Origin of the sequence: Lactiplantibacillus plantarum, from assembly GCF_014131735.1 — a bacterium.
Taxonomy (GTDB): Bacteria; Bacillota; Bacilli; order Lactobacillales; family Lactobacillaceae; genus Lactiplantibacillus; species Lactiplantibacillus plantarum.
In genome coordinates this window covers 2,786,893-2,810,321 of sequence record NZ_CP039121.1, presented here as the reverse complement: position 1 = coordinate 2,810,321, position 23,429 = coordinate 2,786,893, and the positions used below count along the sequence as shown (strand labels likewise).

At 46.2% G+C, this 23,429-nt stretch carries 18 protein-coding genes and 1 other annotated feature; of the genes, 15 read left to right on the top strand and 3 right to left on the bottom strand.

The window, feature by feature from the left end; all coding sequences use genetic code 11:
• Window positions 1-7: 7 nt before the first annotated feature.
• A complete protein-coding gene (gene rho / locus E5260_RS13240) occupies window positions 8-1,300 on the top strand; it encodes a transcription termination factor Rho (RefSeq protein WP_003642051.1) in 1,293 nt (430 codons plus the stop codon).
• A gap of 126 nt (window positions 1,301-1,426) precedes the next feature.
• The gene (locus E5260_RS13235) at window positions 1,427-1,672 is read left to right on the top strand and encodes a type B 50S ribosomal protein L31 (protein WP_003637671.1); all 246 of its coding nucleotides are present in this window, start codon (window positions 1,427-1,429) and stop codon (window positions 1,670-1,672) included.
• Window positions 1,673-1,804: 132 nt separating this feature from the next.
• Here the strand turns inward: E5260_RS13235 and E5260_RS13230 are convergent, their stop codons facing one another.
• Complete coding sequence (locus tag E5260_RS13230) at window positions 1,805-2,941, bottom strand: baeRF6 domain-containing protein (protein WP_003642052.1); 1,137 nt, start codon at window positions 2,939-2,941, stop codon at window positions 1,805-1,807.
• Between the two features lie 198 nt (window positions 2,942-3,139).
• Here E5260_RS13230 and E5260_RS13225 point away from each other — a divergent pair, with 198 nt between their 5' ends.
• The 13 genes from E5260_RS13225 to E5260_RS13165 all read left to right on the top strand — a co-directional run bounded on the left by E5260_RS13225 (window position 3,140) and on the right by E5260_RS13165 (window position 18,900).
• The gene (locus E5260_RS13225) at window positions 3,140-3,844 is read left to right on the top strand and encodes a class A sortase (RefSeq protein ID WP_003642053.1); all 705 of its coding nucleotides are present in this window, start codon (window positions 3,140-3,142) and stop codon (window positions 3,842-3,844) included.
• Between the two features lie 108 nt (window positions 3,845-3,952).
• Window positions 3,953-4,513, top strand: coding sequence for a LemA family protein (locus tag E5260_RS13220; protein WP_003642054.1), 561 nt, complete (start codon window positions 3,953-3,955; stop codon window positions 4,511-4,513).
• 11 nt (window positions 4,514-4,524) lie between these two features.
• Window positions 4,525-5,424 (top strand): zinc metalloprotease HtpX, encoded by a 900-nt coding sequence (gene htpX / locus E5260_RS13215; RefSeq protein WP_011101040.1) that lies wholly within the window; start codon window positions 4,525-4,527, stop codon window positions 5,422-5,424.
• Window positions 5,425-5,484: 60 nt separating this feature from the next.
• The gene (locus E5260_RS13210; RefSeq protein ID WP_003642056.1) at window positions 5,485-6,273 is read left to right on the top strand and encodes a hypothetical protein; all 789 of its coding nucleotides are present in this window, start codon (window positions 5,485-5,487) and stop codon (window positions 6,271-6,273) included.
• A 221-nt stretch (window positions 6,274-6,494) separates the two neighbouring features.
• Window positions 6,495-7,883, top strand: a complete 1,389-nt coding sequence (locus E5260_RS13205) for a UDP-N-acetylmuramoyl-tripeptide--D-alanyl-D-alanine ligase (protein ID WP_033615816.1) — start codon at window positions 6,495-6,497, stop codon at window positions 7,881-7,883.
• Between the two features lie 254 nt (window positions 7,884-8,137).
• Window positions 8,138-9,724, top strand: a complete 1,587-nt coding sequence (locus E5260_RS13200) for a DEAD/DEAH box helicase (RefSeq protein ID WP_003642058.1) — start codon at window positions 8,138-8,140, stop codon at window positions 9,722-9,724.
• Between the two features lie 1,045 nt (window positions 9,725-10,769).
• Window positions 10,770-11,132, top strand: a complete 363-nt coding sequence (acpS, locus tag E5260_RS13195; protein WP_003642061.1) for a holo-ACP synthase — start codon at window positions 10,770-10,772, stop codon at window positions 11,130-11,132.
• A complete protein-coding gene (gene alr / locus E5260_RS13190) occupies window positions 11,132-12,259 on the top strand; it encodes an alanine racemase (RefSeq protein WP_003642062.1) in 1,128 nt (375 codons plus the stop codon). The genes acpS and alr overlap by 1 nt, the downstream gene beginning before the upstream one ends.
• A gap of 408 nt (window positions 12,260-12,667) precedes the next feature.
• Entirely contained in the window at window positions 12,668-13,060 is a 393-nt protein-coding gene (locus E5260_RS13185) for a type II toxin-antitoxin system PemK/MazF family toxin (RefSeq protein ID WP_003637688.1), read from the top strand.
• 291 nt (window positions 13,061-13,351) lie between these two features.
• Window positions 13,352-15,331: a KUP/HAK/KT family potassium transporter gene (locus E5260_RS13180; RefSeq protein WP_003642063.1), complete on the top strand. Its 1,980-nt coding sequence runs from the start codon at window positions 13,352-13,354 to the stop codon at window positions 15,329-15,331.
• A 394-nt stretch (window positions 15,332-15,725) separates the two neighbouring features.
• Window positions 15,726-15,973 (top strand) — a binding site (T-box leader).
• A gap of 54 nt (window positions 15,974-16,027) precedes the next feature.
• Window positions 16,028-17,080, top strand: coding sequence for an ABC transporter substrate-binding protein (locus E5260_RS13175; RefSeq protein ID WP_003642064.1), 1,053 nt, complete (start codon window positions 16,028-16,030; stop codon window positions 17,078-17,080).
• A 20-nt stretch (window positions 17,081-17,100) separates the two neighbouring features.
• The gene (locus tag E5260_RS13170; protein WP_003642065.1) at window positions 17,101-18,114 is read left to right on the top strand and encodes an ABC transporter permease; all 1,014 of its coding nucleotides are present in this window, start codon (window positions 17,101-17,103) and stop codon (window positions 18,112-18,114) included.
• 15 nt (window positions 18,115-18,129) lie between these two features.
• On the top strand, window positions 18,130-18,900 hold the full coding sequence (locus tag E5260_RS13165; protein ID WP_003642066.1) for an ABC transporter ATP-binding protein: 771 nt from the start codon (window positions 18,130-18,132) through the stop codon (window positions 18,898-18,900).
• A 146-nt stretch (window positions 18,901-19,046) separates the two neighbouring features.
• Here E5260_RS13165 and carB read toward each other — a convergent pair whose 3' ends face one another.
• Entirely contained in the window at window positions 19,047-22,109 is a 3,063-nt protein-coding gene (carB, locus tag E5260_RS13160; protein WP_003642067.1) for a carbamoyl-phosphate synthase large subunit, read from the bottom strand.
• Window positions 22,102-23,169 carry a carbamoyl phosphate synthase small subunit gene (locus tag E5260_RS13155; protein WP_003642068.1) on the bottom strand — a complete coding sequence of 356 codons (1,068 nt, stop codon included), beginning with the start codon at window positions 23,167-23,169 and terminating at the stop codon, window positions 22,102-22,104. Before E5260_RS13155 ends, carB begins: the two co-directional genes overlap by 8 nt.
• Between the last annotated feature and the right edge of the window lie 260 nt (window positions 23,170-23,429).

Here is a 23,429-nt window from a genome sequence, read left to right as displayed (position 1 = left end):
AGTGGTTATGGAAAAAATTTTAACAATGCACGATCTCGAGCAGAAAACGTTAAAAGAAATTTATAACTATGCTCGTGAGTATAAAATTTCTTATTATTCGCAAATGAATAAAAAGGAACTCTCATTAGCCGTTCTCCGTGAGCAGGATAAAAAGCGGGGCTTTGTACAAATGGAAGGCGTCTTGGAAATTATTAGCCAAGAGGGCTATGGCTTTTTGCGGCCAATTAATTATGGGCCTTCGCAGGAAGATATTTATATTTCTCAGTCGCAGATTCATCGCTTTGGTCTTCGTAACGGAGACTATGTGGCTGGTCAAGCCCGGCCACCGCGACCTAACGAACGGTATTACGGTTTAATGCGGGTAGGGACGGTTAACGGTAAGGATCCTAATGAGGCCAAGCAACGGCCCCATTTTCCAGCGTTAACACCACTTTATCCACAAAAACAAATTAAGTTATCGACAACGGCCGCCGTTTTAGCGACCCGTTTGATTGATACTTTTGTCCCGATTGGCTTCGGTCAACGGGGCTTAATTGTCGCACCTCCTAAAGCCGGTAAGACGACGCTGTTAAAGAATATTGCAAATGGCATCGTCGCCAATTATCCAGACGCTAAGCTGATTATGTTACTGATTGATGAACGGCCCGAAGAAGTGACTGATTTAGAGCGGTCAATCAAGGGAGAAGTGGTGAGTTCGACTTTTGATCAACAACCACAAAATCACGTGCGTGTTGCGGAATTGGTGCTTGAACGTGCGCGGCGCCTAGTTGAAGACAAACAGGATGTGATTATCTTATTGGATTCGATTACCCGGCTTACGCGGGCATATAATTTGGTCATCCCGTCTAGCGGGCGGACGTTGTCTGGTGGGGTCGATCCCACGGCGTTTTACAAGCCCAAGCGATTCTTCGGTTCCGCGCGCAATATCGAGGAAGGTGGTAGCCTAACGATTTTAGGCACCGCGTTAGTCGATACGGGTAGCCGGATGGACGACATGATTTATGAAGAATTCAAAGGAACTGGCAACTCAGAATTACAGCTATCCCGCGAGTTAGCTGAACGGCGGGTCTTCCCGGCGCTAGACTTGAAGCAATCTAGTACGCGTAAAGAGGAATTGTTGGTTAGTCGTAAGAATTTGGAGCCAGTCTGGCAGATTCGGCGATCAATGACTGGCAACGCGTTAGAGTACACCGAACAGCTTTTACAATTTTTAAAACACACGAAGACCAACACTGAGTTTGTTCGTGATCTAGCTAGCTTAAAGTTCACTGGTCAATCAACCCGGCGGTCGCGTCGTTAATACTGGCAGGCAGGCTACTTTGTAGGTTGACGGGAAGCTGTGATTCGTGATAACATGTTTATCGTTGGTTAAAACTATGATAATCTCTGTTTCAGCAAATGATTCAGGGCAAAGGAGCGAAATACAATGCAAAAAGGAATTCATCCAGATTACCATTTAGTTGTGTTCCAAGACTCAACTACTGGTTTTAAGTTCATCTCTGGTTCAACAGCAACTTCAGCAGAAACTGTTGAATGGGAAGATGGTAATACTTACCCATTGATCCGTGTTGAAATTACGTCAGATTCACATCCATTCTACACTGGTAAGCAAAAGTTTACCAAGGCCGATGGTGCGGTCGATCGTTTCAACAAGAAATACGGTCTCAAATAAGCAGACAATTAAACGGCGTTCCGGCTTCGGCGGGGGCGTCTTTTTTGTATGTGCAAATCATCGACGCTCACAAACAAAGCCGCACCAGTTCGAGTAATGAACTGGTGCGGCTTTGTCTCACTTACGATATGATTAGTAGCGCATAATCGCGAGAGCAGCGGTTTCTACGGGCATCCGGTCTGCGGGGATGATTCGGATTTGCCCGTTCATGGCAATCACGACATCGACCAGGTCGTCAATTAAATTATCAGGAGCAGCAATTGGATCAGTTAATTGAACATCGGCCGCTGGTAAGGAGCCGGCGACATTCGCGTCTGCGGCGACAATCAAGGTGTCGATCCGCCCACTTAGTGCTGGCTTGATCATGTCAAAAGGATCGGCCAATGCTAACTGGCGGGACTTAGCCTGATCATAACGTTCTAGTAAAATGTCGGCTAATTGGGTATGCCACATCGTCTGAACGGGTTCTGTGGCTGTTTGCATTGCGCCCACCGTTAAGTTTTTCGGTGACTTATTGATCATGAGGTGTTGTGACAGGTACGGATTCTTGTTGACGGCACGGAAGACTGCCTGGTTATGTGGTAGTCCCATTAAGATCAATGGCCGTCGCGTCTTTTGTGAATGGGCCTGAACGTACTGCGCCACTTGTTGGTAATAATTTCGTTGGTCAATATCGCGTTCTTCGGCCTTCGCATTATGACCATGATAGTTGGCACCGTGAACGGGGCTGGCGTTGAAATTCAGGTCACCGCCACGTTTTTCAGTGCCCAATGCTTCTGTCAGGGTGCGGGGGGCCTCAGCTGGCAAATCAAGTTCGACGAAACTGCCATCACGTTGGGCGTAGAGCGCCATGCTATCTTCATTGAGTGCTAGCAAGTCGAAGTCGAATTGATGCTGGCGGTCGGCTAGTACTGGGCGAATAGCTGGCATGCTATTGACGCTGACATGGTTGTCAGTGGGATATTGTAAGTCGAAAATGTGTAGGTCACGACTGTTAGTGATGATGCCTGTCTGAGGGCCAGTGTGCTGTAACCAGAAGGCGTTGTCATTAATTAATTGCTCTAGTTGCGTCGCGTATGGCGCAAATTCGGTTTTCGGAAAGTGGTGGGCCATCTGGGTTTCAGCTTCATTAACTAATTGTTTGAATTGTAAGCGGCGGCGATTGAGGTCGTTGAGCACAACGGCCGTGTTGAGGTAAATTGCAATGTATGGGCCATCCTCACGTTGTTGCATTAGTTGATTGAGATCGTTTTTTACCATCGTTTCCATAGGTCCAACCTGCTTTCTGTTTTTGATACAATTAGCATAACAAGAATCTGATTACGGACGCAAATATAATGATTATGATAAGCTATAGATAATTCTAACGAACTAAACGAATTCGGGGCTTTATTATGCGAACTAATTAAGGTATATTTACCGTAGAACCTTTGATAAAGGGCGTAAACAAATTAGGAGGCGGGATTAATGAAGTCCAAGCAACATCCCGGGTTAAAGTGGTTAGGTCGGGGCGTTTTTGTCCTGCTGGTGCTAGTATCATTGGCATTAATTTTCAATGAACAGATCAAGAGCTGGTTAGTGAGTTCATACTCGCCGACCGTTACGGCTAAGACGGTTAAGCAGAATACGAAGAAGAAGAGCGATTTTAACTTCTCAAAGGTCAAGTCACTTGACTTTCAGACCGTTGCCAAGGCCCGCATGAATAAGAATGCAATCAACGTGATTGGCTCGATTGCGATTCCGTCCGTTGATTTGTACCTGCCAATTGGTAATGGTGTCAGCAATGAAACGTTAGCATTGGCGGCTGGCACGATGAAAGCTAATCAGAAGATGGGGCAGGGTAACTACGCGTTGGCTGGTCACCATATGATCAAGCATGGCGCACTATTCAGTCCGTTGTACTATAAGAGCAAGGTTGGCCAAATGATTTATGTGAGTGATGCCAAAAAGATTTATGCGTATAAGACGAGTCAGCGAACATTCATTAAAGCAACTGATGTCCAAGTAATTGATGATGTTCCTGGTCAGAAGCTGATTACCCTAATTACCTGTGATAAGACCGGGGCGGGTCGCTTAATGATTCGCGGTAAGTACGAACAGCAATGGTCGTTTAAGTCGGCGCCAACTCAGGTTCAGAAGGCCTTTACAAGTCATTTTAATAACAAATATTAACAATTATTACATTCTAGGGGTATCGATATCTTCTAACGGAATTTCACGGTACAATATAACTTAAGGTCACATGTCTCAGATAAGACATAATTTAGAGGGGGTCTATTGATGATAGCTTTAATTATCGTTGCGGTCGTATTGGTTTTGATCGCAATTTACGTGGTAATTTATAACGGTTTAGTTAAGTCACGGATGTATACGCAGGAAGCGTGGAGCCAAATCGATGTTCAGCTAAAACGGCGGACTGATTTGATTCCTAATCTGGTCAATACGGTCAAAGGTTACGCGAAACATGAAAAGAGTACCTTAGCGGAAGTGATTTCATTACGGAATCAATTAACGCAAGTGCCGAGCGGTGATCACCAACAGGCTATGGCAGTTTCTGATCAATTGACAAATTCGTTGAAGAGCATTTTTGCGTTAGCTGAAAGCTACCCTGATTTGAAGGCGAATCAAGAATTCGGTAAGCTGATGGAAGAGTTGACCAATACAGAAAACAAGATTGCTTATTCACGGCAACTGTTCAACTCTAGCGCTGCCAGCTATAACATGAAGTTACAACAATTCCCGTCAAATATTATTGCTGGCATTCATCACTTCAAGAACGTTGAATTCTTAACTGTTCCTGAAGCAGAAAAAGCAGCACCCACGGTTTCATTTGAAGATTAGAGGTTATGCCCATGTTATTTGAGCAAATTGCCCGCAACAAGCGGCACACGTTATACGTGATGGCCGCTTTTGTCATATTACTTGCAGTGATTGGTTTAGCAGTTGGCTACGTGTTTTTTAATAGTGCGATTGCAGGGTTACTAGTAGCCTTGATTGCAGCGGTATTTTATATGGTATTAATGATTAGTCAGTCGACTGACATTGTCATGAGCATGAATCATGGACGTGAGCTGCATCAAGCTGACGATGATCCAGAGCTCTGGCACATTGTGGAAGACATGGCGTTGGTTGCTAAAGTACCGATGCCACGTGTCTTTATTATTGATGATGAGAGCCCCAATGCGTTTGCGACAGGAAATGACCCTGAGCATGCGGCAGTTGCAGTGACAACTGGTATTCAGGCACGATTAACGCGTGAAGAGATGGAAGGCGTCATTGGTCACGAGATGAGTCATGTGCGTAACTATGATATTCGGTTACAGACCATTGCCTTGGCTCTGACAGCGGCCATCAGTTTGTTAGTCAATTGGGGTATGAACGCCTTTTGGTGGGGCGGTGGCCGGCGCAGTCGGGATAATGATCGTGACGGCAACGGTGCCCAGGTCTTACTAATGATCCTAGCGATTGTTGTCATTATTTTAGCGCCGCTAGCAGCTAGTTTAGTGCAGATGGCGCTATCTCGTAATCGCGAATACTTAGCGGATGCCGGCAGTGTGGAACTGACTCGTAATCCGTTGGGCTTAATCAGTGCCCTTGAAAAAATCGATGACAGCCAACCCATGCAAGCGGCGGATCCTAGTAGCGCGGCCCTCTATATTTCTGATCCGTTTAAGGCGAAGAAATCATGGACGCACTTATTCGATACCCACCCACCGATGGCTGATCGCATCACTCGTTTAAAAAACATGTAATAAAAAAATGCGTTTAGGTTAATAACGGATTATAATGAAAACAAATAGAAAGTTGAAAGAGTGAGACGGTTGCAACGCAAATATATTTACGCCAATTTGGAAAAACTGGATAACCTTGTCTTTGCTTACGGGATCGACCAGAGCGACTTTGTGCATGGTATCAAACGCTTGCCAGCTAACTTGGTCTCGTTAGTCGGTGTTGATGATAACGAGCATGCGGTAAATGCTCACACGGGTCTGAACGTCATTAATGATGAAAATGAAATTCGGCGATATTTGTTACAGAGTCACGCGTTACCCGTTAAGTGGCTTGATTATGATGAAGTTGGCGATTTGGATTTTCTAACCGCGACTGAGATTGCCGAGCTATTGTATCTCGGACATATGGATCGTCCAATTCGATCACCGTTTAATTACAAACTGCGCAACCACTACGTTTTCTTGGAACAACGCAATGGTGGTATCAAAGTGTACTTCTATTATATTTCCGCATTTAGCCATATTTTAAGTGCTGCCATTGTGCGGCACACTTTGGCAGCTTACCGTGGCCGGCGTATGTTTATGCGTTCACTGAGTGTTCCACGAGTACCTGAAGCGATTCTCAAGCAACTCGTTCAATTGATGCCAGATGGTTTGTTCATTTACTTTGATCAGTCAATGGTTCGGCAACGCCAATTATTGGTGCCGGTGCACACGGAGACGACAGGCAATGAAATCGAAGTTTTTGATCCCGCTCGTGGTGGAGAGAATCGGCGAACCCACCATGTCGCGACCCTTACTTTTAACTTGAATTCAGGCGTGTGGGACTTGCAAGTGCAGGACCAGGCTGCGTTCGAAGAACATTTATAGTATTATCATCTTAACGCTTGGCTGATCATTCAGCGGGCGTTTTTAAGTCGTTTGGGGCGGGATTTAGGGGCTAAATTGGTCTAGCCATAGAGTCCCTGGGGTCAAAGTGGTATAATTTTTATGCGCGTAGCTTGAATTGGGCTACGATTCGAGAAAGTGGAACCTTAGTCAGAACTTGGCTGACCGACAAGTGGTCGCCATGAATGGAGAGTTTAATCGATATGAAGATGCAAGTTGCCGAAATTGCTAAGGCCGTTCAAGCGGTCAATGCCGAACAGGCGTGGCCCGATGTTAATGTAACGGGTGTGGCGTTTGATAGCCGAAAGCTCCAAGCAGGGGATCTATTTATTCCGCTGATGGGCGCTAATGATGGTCATCAATATATTCAAAGTGCAATCGAGCACGGGGCCGTTGCTACCTTATGGGCCAGCGACCATGCCGACGACGTTCCAGAAGACTTACCTGTCATTATGGTTGCTGATACATTGACGGCACTACAGCAGCTGGGGCAATACTATTTACAAAAAATTAATCCGAAAGTCGTGGCTGTTACGGGTAGTAATGGTAAAACAACGACGAAGGATATGATTGCGAGTGTTTTGAGCACTCAGTTTAACGTGACAAAGACGCACGCCAACTTTAACAATCAGATTGGTGTGCCAGTGACGTTACTCAGTATGGAACCGAATACAGAAGTGGTCGTCGTTGAAATGGGGATGGACCATTTTGGCGAGTTGGATTTCTTGAGCCGTCTCGTTCAACCAGACGTTGCGGTGATTACCATGATTGGGGAAGCCCACATTGAGTTCTTTGGTACACGGGATCGAATTGCTGATGCCAAAATGGAAATTGTCCACGGCTTAAAAGAAGATGGCACGTTCATTTTTAATGGTGATGAACCACTGCTACAAGAACGTGCTAAGGAAGTCAGTCAGCATCAACGGACGTTTGGGTTGGATGATACGAACACCTTAGCAGGCAGTGATATCACGACTAGTCGGGCTCAAACGCAATTTAAGACGAGTCTGTGGCCGGACAACACGTACACAATTCCGATGATGGGTGCGTACAATGTCAATAATGCATTGGCGGCACTCTTGGTAGCTGATACTTTTCACATTCGACCAGCCGCTGCGCAACAAGCAATCGCCAGTTTTGTGCCGACGGAGAACCGGACGGAATGGTTAACTGGTTACCGTGGAGAAGCCATCTTAAGTGATGTTTATAACTCTAATCCAACGGCAGCTCGACGGGTCCTAGCCGCTTTTGCGGCGGTACCTACTAAGGGTCAGCGAATCGCTGTACTCGGTGATATGCTTGAGTTAGGTGAACAGTCGGATGCACTACACATGAGTTTAGCCAGTGAATTGGATCCAGCCACGATTGCCAGCGTCTATTTGAATGGTGAACATATGCGAGCGTTGGCAGAAGTGCTACAAGAAAAGTACCCAGCCGGTGCGGTCCACTATTATCAAACGGATCAACAGCCTCAATTGATTGCCGACTTAACGGCAACGGTTAGTGCGGATGATCAGGTCTTATTGAAGGGGAGTCACGGGATTCACCTTGAAAAGGTTCTGACGGCGCTGGAAGCTGCTCCTGAAAAATAAAATTTAAGTGATTCGATTAAGCAGGCCCCTCGCAATGACTGGGTAATGGTGACGCTAACATTAGACTGATAATGTTATTTCCCTTCCGGTATTGCTAGGGGCTTTGCTTGCTTATTTAGAATAACCGGTGTATGATAATTCAGTTGTACCATATGAAAGTCAGACCGTTGGCTTACATGACAGCGTCTTACGGGAAACGGATTTTTTCCTAGCTGGCAGTAATCCCATGGTGTCATCCTTAGGAGGAAACATATTTGAAGTTTACAGAACTAGGCTTATCCGATAGCCTACTTAAAGCAGTTAATCGGGCCGGATACGAAGAAGCGACCCCGATTCAAGCCGAAACCATTCCAATGGTTCTAGAAGGCAAAGATGTGATTGGTCAAGCACAAACCGGTACTGGGAAGACCGCCGCGTTTGCATTACCAATCTTACAACGCTTGGATTTTGACAACCATAACATTCAAGCATTAGTTGTTTCACCAACGCGTGAATTAGCAATCCAAACTCAGGAAGAAATCTTCCGCTTAGGTAAAGACGAACGGGCGAAAGTCCAAGTCGTTTACGGTGGTGCTGATATTCGGCGCCAAATCAGAAATCTGAAGCAAAACCCACAAGTAATCGTCGGAACTCCTGGCCGGTTGCTTGACCACATTCGCCGGGGCACGGTCAAGTTAGACCACGTCAAGATGTTAGTTCTTGATGAAGCTGACGAAATGTTAAACATGGGTTTCTTGGAAGATATCGAATCAATTATCAAACAAGTGCCGGATGAACGCCAAACTATGTTGTTCTCCGCAACGATGCCACCTGAAATCAAACGCATTGGTGTGCAGTTCATGAAGGAACCGCATCACGTTAAGATCAAATCAAAAGAAATGACTGCTGATACGGTCGATCAATATTACGTTAAAGCCAAAGAATTTGAAAAGTTCGATATTATGACTCGGTTGTTTGATGTTCAGGCACCTGAACTCACAATCGTGTTTGGTCGAACGAAACGTCGAGTTGACGAATTATCAAAGGGTCTCGAAGCACGTGGTTATAATGCCGCTGGGATTCATGGTGATTTGAGCCAACAACGTCGGACGCAAATCATGCGTCAATTCAAGGCTGGTAAATTGGATATTCTGGTTGCAACCGATGTGGCTGCTCGGGGACTTGATGTTTCTGGTGTGACCCACGTTTACAATTACGATATTCCACAGGATCCGGACAGTTATGTTCACCGGATTGGCCGTACTGGCCGTGCCGGACACAAGGGTGTTTCATTAACTTTTGTAACACCAAACGAAATGGAATATTTGCGGGTCATCGAAAAGTTGACCAAGAAGCGGATGTTACCATTGAAGCCACCAACTGAATCTGAAGCTTTTGCTGGCCAATTAGCTGCTGCAGAAGCGAATGTTGATTCGTTAGTTGCTAAGACTTCGACTGAAAAGTATGCTGATCAAGCTGCTGAATTATTACAAAAATACGATGCTACTGATCTAGTTGCTGCCTTGTTAAATGACTTAACCAAGGACGACGCCTCAGCCGTACCCGTTAAGATTACGCCAGAACGCCCATTACCTCGTCACAAAGGTGGCGGCGGTAACAACCGGCGTGGCGGATATCGTGGCGGTAATCGCAACCGCAATAACAGTCATGGCAATGGTCGTGGCGGTTATTCTCACAATGGTCGCAATCGCGACCGTGATCGTAACGGTGGCCGTGGCGATCGGAAGAGCAATGGTTATAAAGGTCGCAGTCGCGATGATAACCGGAGCAGCAACCGCAACCATGATGAAGGTCGCAAGCAAAGCAGCAAGCGGAGCTATACGATCCGCACCAATGATTAAAGTCAACGCACCAATGATTAAAGTCAACGCACAAATTAAGTTGAATTAAATTAACTTTGCACAAAAGCCGAGCGCATGCTCGGCTTTTTTTATGCCCTACAATGTTAGAATACAAGTAGTCGGCAGATGTTCGTATGAATTATTGTTAAAACGTTCCAATTTAATTGGTTTGTTGTTCGTCAGCACTTGCACGTCTTATTCCGACCTCCGGGGCTGGGTGCCAATTGCTGGAACGCAGCCGACGTCGATTTGAGCTAACGCCCAACCCGCGTCATCTCAAATACGAGTCTTATTCTAAGCCGGAAGCAACCCACTTCCGCCTAAGAATAACTTGGCTACTGAGCATTGTCACCCAGCCCCTCCAGTCTCAAGCCTGTGAGAGGCCACGGGTTGAAGCCGAGCATTGCCTAGCCACCACAGGCTTTAGTGGCACCGAACTTAGCACAATCTATCGTTGCCTATTTTGATACTGGAACTTTAAACAAAGCGTTAAGTGCACTAGCACTTTGTCGAGAGATTAAATCTTACTATTTTGATTCAGAATTAGTGAATTATCTCAATATCACTTTCAGTCTGACAGTTGATTGACAAAATTATGGTTTATGAAAAACAATGACGAATTCACCAAAAGTTGGGGCCGCACATGTCCGCCACTCGAACACTGTCCCGACTGGAAGGCGTTTCGGCCAATGCTCAGCGGTGAAATTCCACTTAGCAAGCGTCCTTTGCTTGGTTAGTGGAAGACCAGTATTTAAGACGTGGTCTTCGGCTTAAATCTGTGTCCACCGCGTTCCAGCAATTGGCCGAAATGCCTGGAGGTCGGTGTTAGGACGCGCTAACAAAACATGTTTACACTCACTCGACTTTTTTCCAGCGGTCTAAGCTGGCCGACTTTGACTTGACGCGTTTGGAACGTTTTAACAATAATTCATGCTGACATGAAAAGATTGCGTGTATGGGCCCTTTTATCGCGGCGGTAGCTGTGGTAAATTGGAAACATCAGCCTAAGTTGACGTGATAATAATGAGATAGAGGGGGTCACAGCGTGATTTATGGTACCGGCATTGATTTAACTGAGCTTAGTCGGATTGAAGCGATTCTAGCGAAGGGGCTGAGATTGCCTGAAAAGATCTTAACACCGGCTGAATTGGCGGTGTTTTCACGTTACCCGGTTAAACGCCAGATCGAGTTTATGGCAGGGCGTTTTTCAGCTAAGGAAGCATATAGTAAGGCATATGGCACGGGAATTGGTGCGGCAGTTGGATTTCAAGATATCGAAATTTTAGACAACGCCCAGGGTAAACCGGAAGTTACGCGCCACCCGTTTGATGGTCCAGCGTGGATTTCAATTTCACACACGGATACGTTAGTAATGACACAAGTTATATTGGAAAGAGGCAATTTGTGATGGTTGTAATTGGGGAGCACCGCCACACACAAGTCACAGTCGACTTGCAGGCAATTAAGACAAATATTAGTAATGAAATGGCGCAAAAGGATGAGTTGACCGAGTTATGGGCAGTCGTTAAAGCGAATGGTTATGGACATGGAATTATCCAAGTTGCTCAGGCCGCCAAAGAAGCCGGGGCGACCGGCTTTTGTGTTGCAATCCTGGATGAGGCCTTAGCGTTGCGGGCCGCTGGCTTTGCGGAACCCATCCTAGTACTTGGAATTACGGAACCGGAATACGCCCCGCTGGTAGCTGAAAAGGATATTTCACTAGCTGTTGGAACGCAAGATTGGCTGACTACGGCCGCAGCAATTTTAGCGGCTAACCAAGTGACGACACCACTTCACGTTCATCTTGCATTAGATACGGGTATGGGACGAATCGGGTTTCAGACGCCCGAAGAATTGGCAACGGCGGTTACGACTTTGCGTCAACCGCAGTCACCATTTGACTTTGAAGGGATTTTTACGCATTTTGCAACGGCTGACCAGGCAGATGATACGTATTTTACTCATCAATTAAATAATTGGAAACACTTGATTGCAGTGGTGGATGAGCTACCACGCTATGTCCACGTGTCCAATTCGGCCACCAGTCTCTGGCATCAAGCTTGCAATGGCAACATGGTGCGCTTTGGGGTTGCACTCTATGGTCTAAATCCTTCTGGTCGCGAACTCAGCGCACCATACCCCTTGCAACCCGCGTTGTCGCTAACGGCACGCTTGACGTTTGTTAAACGCTTGGCTCGGGGCAAATCGGTCAGCTATGGTGCCACGTATACGGCCGCACAGGATGAATGGATTGGCACGGTGCCGATTGGGTATGCGGACGGCTATGAACGCCGATTACAAGGCTTCCATGTACTTGTTGATGGTGAGTTTTGCGAAATCGTCGGACGGGTCTGCATGGACCAGCTGATGGTTCGTCTGCCACATGAAGTACCGGTTGGAGCTAAGGTAACTTTGGTTGGCACGGACGGTGCTCGTACCATTTCGTTGCAAGATATTGCTGACTATTGTGGGACAATTCATTATGAGATTGCTTGTGGGTTAGCACCACGAGTGCCGAGAGTTTATATAGATTAAGTTTTATCAGACGATAGGTTTGCGCCGACTGTCTCGTACAGGCTATGGTTACATGGTTGGTTATTGAGATTAAGCCAATAAAATGAGTGCCGGAGAAATTCTGGCGCTCATTTTTTAGAGTCTCCTATTTTATTGATGAGGGCTGTTAAGTTTATTTCAGTGATTCGATTGATTTATCGGCATCTAATTATAAGTTCGTTTATTTTTAAACATTGATGAAATCATCACTGGGCAGTCTTAATTAATCGGTCTGAAGTATTAGTTTTAACGGTGCTTAGCGATTAGTTCTTTGGATTAAATTGGTAAACGGTTGCTAAAAGTGAATGGTTCATGCTATTATGAGTAGCAAGATGGTTATATTGGGGTACTATCAGATACATTGGGTATCGAATAAAGGGAGATGAGGCGATGGCCGCAGCTGACATTAAGCGTGGTGACATCTTTTATGCAGATTTATCACCAGTCGTAGGCTCCGAACAAGGAGGCATGCGTCCAGTACTAATCGTGCAAAATAATGTCGGTAACCATTACAGTCCCACAGTGATTGTCGCGGCAATCACTGCTAAGGTTCAAAAAGCGAAGATGCCAACACATGTTAACATCAACGCTGCCCATACGGGGATTGAAAAAAATTCGGTTGTGTTGTTGGAGCAGATACGAACGATTGATAAGCAACGGCTTAAAGATCGCGTCACTCATTTGGATGATCAGACGATGCGCCGAGTTGATAATGCGTTACAGATTAGTATTGGGTTAGCTGATCGAACACGACGTCGGCCACAACGCACGTTTCAATCATAGTCAATCGATGGGGATTAATTATTTACATAATTGAACTATTTCGGTGCGATGACCGAGTATGGATAATCAGCGGGTTTCAATTCAGTTAATGACTGGATTGAAACCCGCTTTTAGTTTCTAAATTGGCTACCGGTAAATGTTACAGGGCCTGTTGGAGCATTTAGTGATGAGCTAACATTATTGTGCATTATGATTGTCTTTCTGACGACGATTAGGTAAGCTAGTTGAACCCATTATAACGAGGGACGATTGGCTGTAAATCGTGAATATCGCTGAAAGGATGGGGGCATAATGAGTAAACAGGCTCAGTTCAATAAGCATCGGGTGGCAGGATTGTTAGTCGCGATGGGTGTTGTATATGGTGATATTGGAACCAGTCCGTTATACGTGATGAAGGCCATCATTACCGGTCAAGGTGGGATGCAGGCCGTTGATGAGAAGTTTATGTTGGGGGCCGTCTCGCTAGTTTTTTGGACAATGACGCTGCTCACGACCGTTAAGTACGTTTTGATCGCGTTAAACGCGGATAATCATGGCGAAGGCGGTATCTTTTCACTATTCGCATTGGTGCGTCATCGTGCGCGCTGGTTAGTCATTCCTGCCATGATTGGTGGGGCTGCGTTACTGGCGGATGGGGCGCTAACCCCCGCAGTGACAGTTACGACTGCCATCGAAGGCTTACGCGATGTACCAGCATACGTTCAACTGTTTGGTGCCAGCCAAAATACGATTATACTGATTACGCTTGGAATTATCACCCTATTATTTATGCTGCAACGTTTTGGAACGAACACGATTGGCAAGTTATTTGGCCCCATCATGTTGGGCTGGTTCACGTTTTTGGGAGTCAGTGGCTTCGTTAATCTGGTGCAGGATTGGACGATCCTGCGTGCACTGAATCCCTATTATGCGTGGTTACTCTTGATCAGCCCGGCGAACAAAGTGGGAATCTTGATTCTAGGGAGCGTCTTTCTGGCAACGACCGGTGCTGAGGCCCTATACAGTGACCTTGGGCACGTCGGCAAAACGAATATTCGGTTGAGCTGGCCGTATGTCAAAGTTTGTCTACTACTCAGCTATTTCGGTCAGGCCGCATGGATTTTAGGTCCCGGCCAAGCGATTCAGGGACATGTGAATCCCTTTTTTGCAATGTTACCTGCTAGCCTGACGATGGCGGCAGTGATTTTTGCGACGCTCGCGGCCATTATCGCGTCACAGTCGCTGATCAGTGGGTCGTTTACGTTAGTTAGTGAAGCGATTCGACTGAAACTATTCCCCCGATTACTGACTACTTACCCCGGTAAAGCAGTGGGCCAAATGTATTTACCGGTCGTTAACTGGGGGCTGTGGGGCGTGACGAGTATGCTGGTGATTTTCTTTCAAACTAGTGAAAGAATGGAAGCTGCATACGGGTTAGCCATCACACTGACAATGCTGATGACGACCACTTTGATCTACGCGTTTTTACGGCAAAAGCGCTTACCATTAATCGGTGCGGGACTACTGACCGGTTTCTTCGCGACCATCGAAGTGATTTTCCTGATTGCCAGCGCAGCCAAGTTCTGGCACGGCGGCTACGTAGCGGTCGGACTTGCTTTACTAATTTTCCTAGTGATGGCCGTGTGGTATCGTGGCGAACAAATTGTCCGACAACATAACCACCCGCTTAGTTTACGACAATATCAGGACCAGCTTGCTAAGTTACGCGACGATCAGACGGTGGACAAGTTCCAGACGAACGTCGTCTTCCTAACAAGCCGAATGGATGGCGACCAAGTGGAGCGAAAGGTATTATATTCGATTTTAGACAAGTGGCCGAAACGTGCCGACGTCTACTGGTTTGTTAATGTGACAATCACGGATGAACCGTATACCGCGGAGTATACTGTCGACACGTTAGCAACGGACTATTTGGTAACTGTTAAGTTATACCTGGGCTTTCGTGTCCGCCAAGATATTAACCGCTATTTACGGACGATTGTCCGCGACTTAATGGCTACTGGACGTTTAGCGGCGCAAAAGCAGACATATTCAGTCACTTCTGGCCGCGATGTCGGTGACTTCCGCTTCGTTATCATCGAGGAGAAGTTAGAAAATGGTAGTCGGTTATCCCGCTTGGATCGATTAGTGATCGAGACGAAATTAATGATTAAAAAATACGCGACAACGCCTGCCAAATGGTTCGGCCTAGAATTCTCCGAGGTGACTCTTGAAACCGTTCCAATTCTATTCAATGAGATCCCGGCGTTACCGATCACTGAAAGACAGTAATGCCATGCAGATTTCTGGGGGTCAGAATCAGCCAGCTTAGATTTGCTTGAAAAAGTTCAGCGTAGTGTAAACACGCTCTACGACATCTAATTGTAAGGCGCTTCACGTCGGCTACGTTCCAGCAATTGGCAACTAGCCCCGAAATCCGGAATAGGACGAACAAGTGCTGAAAAATAGAAAACTAACTGTCGGCTTGCTTAACAACTCATCTAATTTTAATTTTTTTATTGAGCAACTGATAACTCAAAACTAATTTCAATAGCTGATACTGGACGCAAAACGTTGATTTGACAGCGATAAAAGAACGACTGAATTCAAATCAAAAATTAGAAACATTAAATTTTGTGTTGACAAGTGTGAACTTAGAACTATAATCTAATTATATTCTAATTATTCAAATGCGGTGATGAGATAAGTAAATCAATCGTGGGTTTTTCAGAGAGCCGGGTCAGGTGCAAGCCGGTATTCCCGCATGGTTGAAAATGGTCTTGGAGCATTCAGTGCCGAATGATTAAGCGCTGACGGTGGTCCCCGATAAACGGACAAAGGTATCTCAATTCAGTGAGATTGACGTACCTGCTGAGGACTATTTTGCGAAAAATAGTCGAATTAAAGGTGGTAACACGAGTCATCGTCCTTCTGTCATAACGACAGTGGGGCGATTTTTTATTATATATTTTTGGGGAGGCTTCGCGTATGCGAAAAAAGGAAATTATTTTTGGGTTATTAAGTTTTATTGCACTGGGAACAGTATTAGCTGGCTGCGGCAGTAGCAGTGCTAGTAGTAAGGATACATCTAAAACCTATAAGTATGGTGAAGTAACGATACCAGCTAAGGACGGTTCTATTTGTAATGCGCCAAATTATATCGCGTATGAGAAGGGGTTCTTTAAGAAAAATGGTATCAAGGCCAAACTAGTAGCGAACCCGCGGGATATCAGTGACCTAGAAGCGGGTTTTGCGAGTGGCAAATATGACGCGCAAAATGGTGATTTTCAATACTTACCTGCGATTCAAAACGGGGCGCAAATCAAAGCTGTTGGTGGAATCCACCAAGGCTGTATCAAGTTGCTGGTTCCGAAAAACTCAAGCATTAAGAGTGTTAAGGACTTAAAAGGCAAGACGATTGGGATTCCGGCTCAGGGTTCAACACCACAATACGTGACGTCCATTGCACTTCAACATGCGGGTATTGATCCGAAGACGGGAGTAACGTGGAAGGTTTACAGCACTGATCTATTGGCAAAGGCGGCTGAAAAGGGGCAGGTCGATGCAATTGGGACGGTCGATCCGTATGCTTACCAAGCACAAAAGGAATCTGGGTTTAAGACCATTATTGATAATAATAACAATAGTGGCAATGCTAAGATGGCTGCAATGGGAATGAAATCAAAGGGTGCTTGCTGTTACTTGTACGTTTCGAGCAAGTTAGTCAAAGAGAATCCAGCGAAGGCTAAGGCCATTGTCCGTTCATACAAACAAGCCGCTGCTTGGATCAATAACCATCCTGAAGAGACAGCAAAGATTGAATTAAATAAGGGGTATGTCTCCAAGACGAAGTTTATCAATGTGAAGAATGTGACCCAGATCTTGAAAGATGAACATTTTGAACTAAATCTTAAGACAGGTAAAGAAGATTTAAGTTATTATATCAAGCAATTGAAGCAAGCAGGATATTTGAAGAAGAATACGAATAACAAGCAATTGTTGAAGCAAGCTTATTGGTATCCAGATTTATCTAAGAACTAAGTTCAAGGAGGTAGAATAGTATGCAAATAACAGCAGTCCAATTGAGTCGAAAAAAAGCTGTGCAGGCAGCTAAGACAACTGGCCGTTATTGGAAGCCCTGGCACTTGACCTGGAACATTGTTAGTTTAGTCGTATTAGCAATTGCGTATTTTGAAAACCAATTGGTTGTATCACAGGAAACCGTTAATAATCAGACGTATCATTGGTTTTTAGGTGGGTACTTTGCTTATTTATTGATTGTTACGCTGATTGGCGCAGTTACAAATGGTCGAATTCGCTGGTATAATGGACATTTTGCCCAGTTGAACGTTTCGTTAGTTGGCTTGCTGATCGTGCAGGATCTTCTGACCGAAAAGTTTGCCGTTCTAGAACAGCCTTTCTTCGTGAGCTTTGCACAAATCTTGGACCAGATGCGCGAAAATGCCGGCTTGCTCTGGGCTTCGACGTTGTCATCATTAGCGCTTTGGTTGATTAGTTTTGTGATTGGGACCATTCTTGGAATCTTACTTGGTTTGGGCATGGGACGCTATCGTGAGTTTAACTACTGGGCATTCCCCTACTTGAAGGTCATCGGGATTATCCCTGCGGCTGCATGGATGCCGCTGACGATGGTCATCTTTCCGACTAGTTACATGGCCGAAGTCTTCTTGATTGCCTTCTCGGTTTGGTTTCCAGTGGCCTTCATGACGATTGGTGGCGTTCAAGGGATTAGCAAGGAATACTTCGAATCAGCAAAGACCTTAGGATTTAGTGAGTGGCAGATTATCCGCAAAATCGTCCTTCCCGGAGCGTTGCCAAGTATCTTTACTGGCGTTTATACGGCAATGGGATTGTCGTTTACAATGCTGGTAATTTCCGAGATGATTGGTGCTAAGGTCGGACTGGGCTGGTTTATCAACTGGGCAAAGGGTACCGGGAATTATACACAAGTCTATGCGGCAATTGTGATTATGGCGATTCTGTTTTCAGTGTTATTTGCGGTGTTTACCAAAGTTCAAGATTACTGCCTACGTTGGCGCGATGGTGCTCACTAGAAAGGAGCTTATAAGATGGGATTACTTGCAGTTCAACATGTTAATCAGCGGCTTCAAGACAATGATGGTCATCAGATCGACGTGCTAGATGATATTGATTTCACCGTCAATCCGGGTGAGTTCGTAGCAATCATTGGGCCGTCTGGTTGTGGTAAGACCACGTTACTACGCCTGATTTCTGGATTAGACCATCCCGCTAGCGGTCAGCTAACGATCGATAATCAGCAGATTAAGCGACCAGATAATTCTCGCGGTTATGTTTTCCAACATGGCAGCCTTTTTCCATGGTCAACAATCAAGGAGAATATTAGTGTCGGCCTGAAAGTGACGCGTGGTCGGCATTATGACCACCAATTGGTCGACCATTATATTGAATTGATGGGGCTAAAAGGCTTTGAAAATGCTTATCCGCATCAGGTTTCTGGTGGGATGGCCCAACGAGCTGCCCTCGCGCGGTCAATTATCATGAACCCGCAGCTCCTACTTTTGGATGAGCCGATGGGGGCTCTTGATGCGTTTACACGTGCGGATATTCAGAATGTCATCGAACAGGTTTGGCAGCAGACACAGACGACGATGATTTTAGTTACTCATGATATCGATGAGGCAGTCTACTTGAGTGACCGAATTATTGTGATGACGCCTCGTCCTGGGAGAATCAAAGAAATTGTGACAAATCCATTACCACATCCACGGTCACGGTTGAGTGTCGATTTTGCTGAATTTCGGCATCGGATTCAAGATAAATTAAACTTTGGCGCTCATGATGGACAGGTTGCTGGGTGATGACTAAAAAATGCTTATCAAGATGATTGGCGAGATACCAGTCTTGATAAGCATTTTTGCTGTGAAAAAACAGGATCGCATGGTGGTGAGCTTGATATGGCCATCCAGGGGACTTCGTTAGTTGGACTAAGTACGAAGAAGCAGGCTTATTCGCTTACCATCGTTGTCGTACTGGCCAATAGGGTCTTAAGCGTATCAATCGCCGTAATCAATGGCTGTCCATGATTCAATGCAGCGATAGCCACGGGATTATCAGGTTGGTCATTAAGCGTGAAACCCACTGCTTTAGTCTTTGCAGGCCAATCAGTCGTGTTAGCGATTGTTGTGACGGTGAGGTGGTTAGCCGCGAACAGTTCCTGGACCGCGGGTTGCGCCACAGTGGCAATATCGGTGATGAGACCATCCACGGTTTGCCAAGTCTCTAAGTGATAACTATCAGCCATGGCGGCATGCCAAGCGGTCGTGAAAGTCGGGCCGATACCAAGAGTCTCACCAGTTGATTTCATCTCAGGACTTAAAACGACTGGTGATTGTGGCAATTTATTGAAAGAGAAGACTGGGGCCTTTATAGCAATTTGTTGTGGAACGGGTGTCAAGAGTCCGGGGACTAGGCCAAGGGTTGCTAAACTTTGACCGAGAATTAGCCGGGTTGCCAATTGTGCCAGTGGCAAGTGAGTAACCTTGCTCATGTAAGGAACTGTTCGACTTGCCCGCGGATTAACGTCGATTACGTAGACATCATCGGTGACGACGAACTGAATGTTCATCATACCGACACAGTGGAGGTGTTGTGCTAATTTGGTGGCAATGGTGACGATCTTATCTTGAACAGCAGGGCTGAGGTGCTGTGGTGGATAGACTGTAATGGAATCGCCAGAATGAACGCCAGCACCTTCAATATGTTCCATGATTCCTGGAATGAAGCACGACGTTCCGTCGGAGAGAACGTCAACTTCACACTCGGTTCCCGCCAAGTATTGGTCCATTAAGATAGGCGCACCATGGCCAGCTGCCACCGCTGATTTAATAACTGGCGTGAGCTCATGATCGTTATGAACGATTGCCATGGCCCGGCCGCCGAGTACAAAGCTTGGCCGTACGAGTAAGGGGTAACCGATTGCGTGAGCTGCTTGACGGGCACCGGATAACTCAGTTACGGTCGTTCCAGCGGCTTGGGCAATCTTTAGTAGACGTAAACAGTCCGCAAAAGATTGCCGGTCTTCGGTCAAATCGGTAGCGGACACACTGGTTCCTAGGACGGTGACTCCTAATTTAGTGAGCTGATGGGCAAGGTTGATCGCAGTTTGGCCCCCAAATTGAACGATGACGCCCGCGGGTTGCTCCAACGCAATGATTGGCATCAAACGTTCGATTGTTAGTGGCTCGAAATAAAGCTTATCCGAGGTAGAAAAGTCGGTGGAGACCGTCTCGGGATTGTTATTGACGATGATTGCATGGTAGCCAGCTTGTTGAATGGCCTTGACACAGTGAACGGTGGTGTAGTCGAATTCGATGCCTTGTCCGATTCGAATGGGGCCTGATCCGAGTACTAAAATACTGTGTCCTAGTGGGTGACTCTCATTAGTTTGTCCAAAAGCAGTGCTGTAAAAATATGGTGTAACACTGGCAAATTCACCAGCACACGTATCGACCATTTTATAAACGAAGGGTAAATCAGCAGTCATGGCAGCAATGGTCGCTACCGAAGTTTGGGCATAATGCGCCATGGTCGCCAGACTCACACCGTACTTTTTCGCCGATAAGAGGTGTTGGGACGTCGGCACTTGCTTGATATTCCGGATGAGTTGGGCGATGTGCTGTAACTTACTCAAGAAAAATGGCGTGATTTGCGTTAGCGTCGCTAATTTTGCTAACGGCCAACCCGCTTGCAGCGCCGCCAATAGATAGAAGAGTCGCTGATCTGTCGGGTGGGTCAATTGGTCGATATATTCAGTCGTGGTGACGTGGTGGTCAGGGGTCAAGGAAGCTTGGATCTTGGGATCGATTTCAAGCGAAGCAATCGCCTTGAGCGTGGCTTCCTCCAAGGTTGACCCAATCGCCATGACCTCCCCCGTGGCTTTCATCTGTGTTCCCAAGTGAGCGTCGGCCGTTGGAAACTTGTCAAACGCAAACCGGGGGATTTTGGCAACCACATAGTCTAAAGCTGGTTCAAAGGCCGCATAGGTTGTCTGCGTGACTGGATTATTGATCTCAGATAAATTTAGACCAATTGCGATATCGGCTGCAATTTTGGCAATTGGATATCCCGTCGCTTTAGAAGCTAGCGCCGATGAACGACTGACCCGCGGGTTCACTTCGATGACGTAGTACTGACGACTATTCGGGTCTTGAGCGAGTTGAACGTTGCACCCACCTCTAATGTCGAGGGCTTCCACAATCGTCAAAGTTGCCGTTCGTAGCTGCTGATATTCAGTGTCAGTCAAAGTCTGAACGGGGGCATACACGATAGAATCGCCAGTGTGAATACCGACCGGATCGAAGTTTTCCATGGAACAGACGATGATCTTGGTACCCTGATTATCACGCATGACTTCGAATTCAATTTCTTTGAAGCCGGCGATACTTTGTTCAATCAGGCACTCGGTGACGGGGGACATGGTCAGCCCCCGCTGTAACGTTTGGGTCAATTCGGCGGCATTATTGGCAATGCCACCACCTGAACCCCCGAGTGTAAAGGCTGGACGAACAATGACCGGATAACCGATTTTTTCAGCAAACGACAATGCACTGGTCACGTGGTGAACAGTGGTACTTGCTGGAATCGGTTGATGGAGCCGCTTCATAAGTGTTTTAAATGCTGCCCGGTCTTCAGCTTGATTGATGGTGGCTAGGGAAGTTCCTAGCAGTTGGATCTTCAACTCATTAAGAACGCCAGCCTGATCTAACGCCATCGCTAGGTTCAATCCGGTTTGTCCACCAAGTGTCGGGAGCAAAGCATCAGGGTGGGTGGCCCGCAGAATTTTAGTGACACTGGTCAAAGTCAGAGGTTCTAAGTAGACTTCGTCGGCGGTGGCCGTGTCAGTCATGATGGTTGCTGGGTTTGAATTGATCAAAATGACATGATATCCGGCCGCTTTAAGGCTTAGACAAGCCTGAGTACCGGCATAGTCGAACTCAGCGGCTTGACCGATTTTGATTGGACCAGAACCGATGACAGCAATCGAATGAATGGCATTGTTTTTAGGCATTAACAACCGCCTCCTTTTGAATTGTTAGTAAGAAATCATCGAAAAATTGCCCAGCTTCCTGGGGTCCCGGGTGTGCTTCGGGATGGAATTGCACCGACATTACGGCCTGGTGCGGTAGGCGCAAGCCTTCAATGCTGCCGTCATTTAATTCAGTGTGCGTGACGATCAGCGGGGTGCCCTTGATCGATGCCGGATCGACGGCGTAATCATGATTTTGCGAAGTCATGATAATACGACCGTCAGCGCAGGCTTGTACCGGATGGTTTAGCCCGTGGTGACCAAAGGAAAGCTGGTAAGTCTGAGCACCATAGGCGAGCGCAATCAACTGATGACCAAGGCAAATGCCAGCCAGCGGATAACGTTGTGCGAGTTGGCGAATGGTCGCTAAGTAAGTGTGATAGTCGGTCGGATCACCGGGACCGTTGGATAACAAAATTCCGTCAGGGTGATACGCGGCCACGGCCTTGAGACTAGCTGTAGGTGGAAGGACAACAATGTCCGCGCCCCGGGCTTGCAATTCAGCGGTGATAGCTGCTTTTTCACCAAAGTTGAGAATCGCGACGCGTGGACGGATGGTGGTCGTCGCTACTGGGAGGGGGGTAGCCGTTAGTACTTGGGGTGCGAATGTGGCGAGTTGCGCTTCAAAATCAGTGATGGGATGATTGCTCAAGATTGCCATCTGGGCTCCCGTTTGGCGAATGTGAATCGTTAGGTCACGAGTATCGACGCCTTCAATGCCGGCTACATGGTGGATTGTCAGAAAACTTGCCAGTGATTGGCGACTAGTATAGTGATCATTAAAAGTGGTCAGCTCGTGAACGATGATGGCTTGTGCGCCAATCGTTGGTGCCTGGGCCACGGTCGGATCGATACCATAATTACCAATTAATGGGTAAGTGAAGGCAATCATTTGATTTAGGTAGGATGGATCAGTCAATGTTTCCTGATAACCCGTCATTCCCGTATTGAAGACGATGCGCCCCGCAACCTCTAGCTGGCAATCCCCAATTGCCGTTCCAATCCACTGTGTGCCGTCCGCTAAAGTTAAGTATTTGTTCATCCCAATCGCACCTTTCTGATAATTTGGTTAAAATTTCATTTTGGTTAATGGGATAAGTAAACATCATTTTATTGTGAATGTCAATTAAAAATACATATTAAGTGCATAAATAACTGAATAAAGCTAAAAATATGCAATTAATAGAATAAAAGTGAATATTTTTTCAATAAAGCTTGCAATTTAAAAGCGATGAGAATATAGTGTGAATCATACTTTTTGCATGAACATGCAGCTAATACACTATTTTTGAATATTTGAGG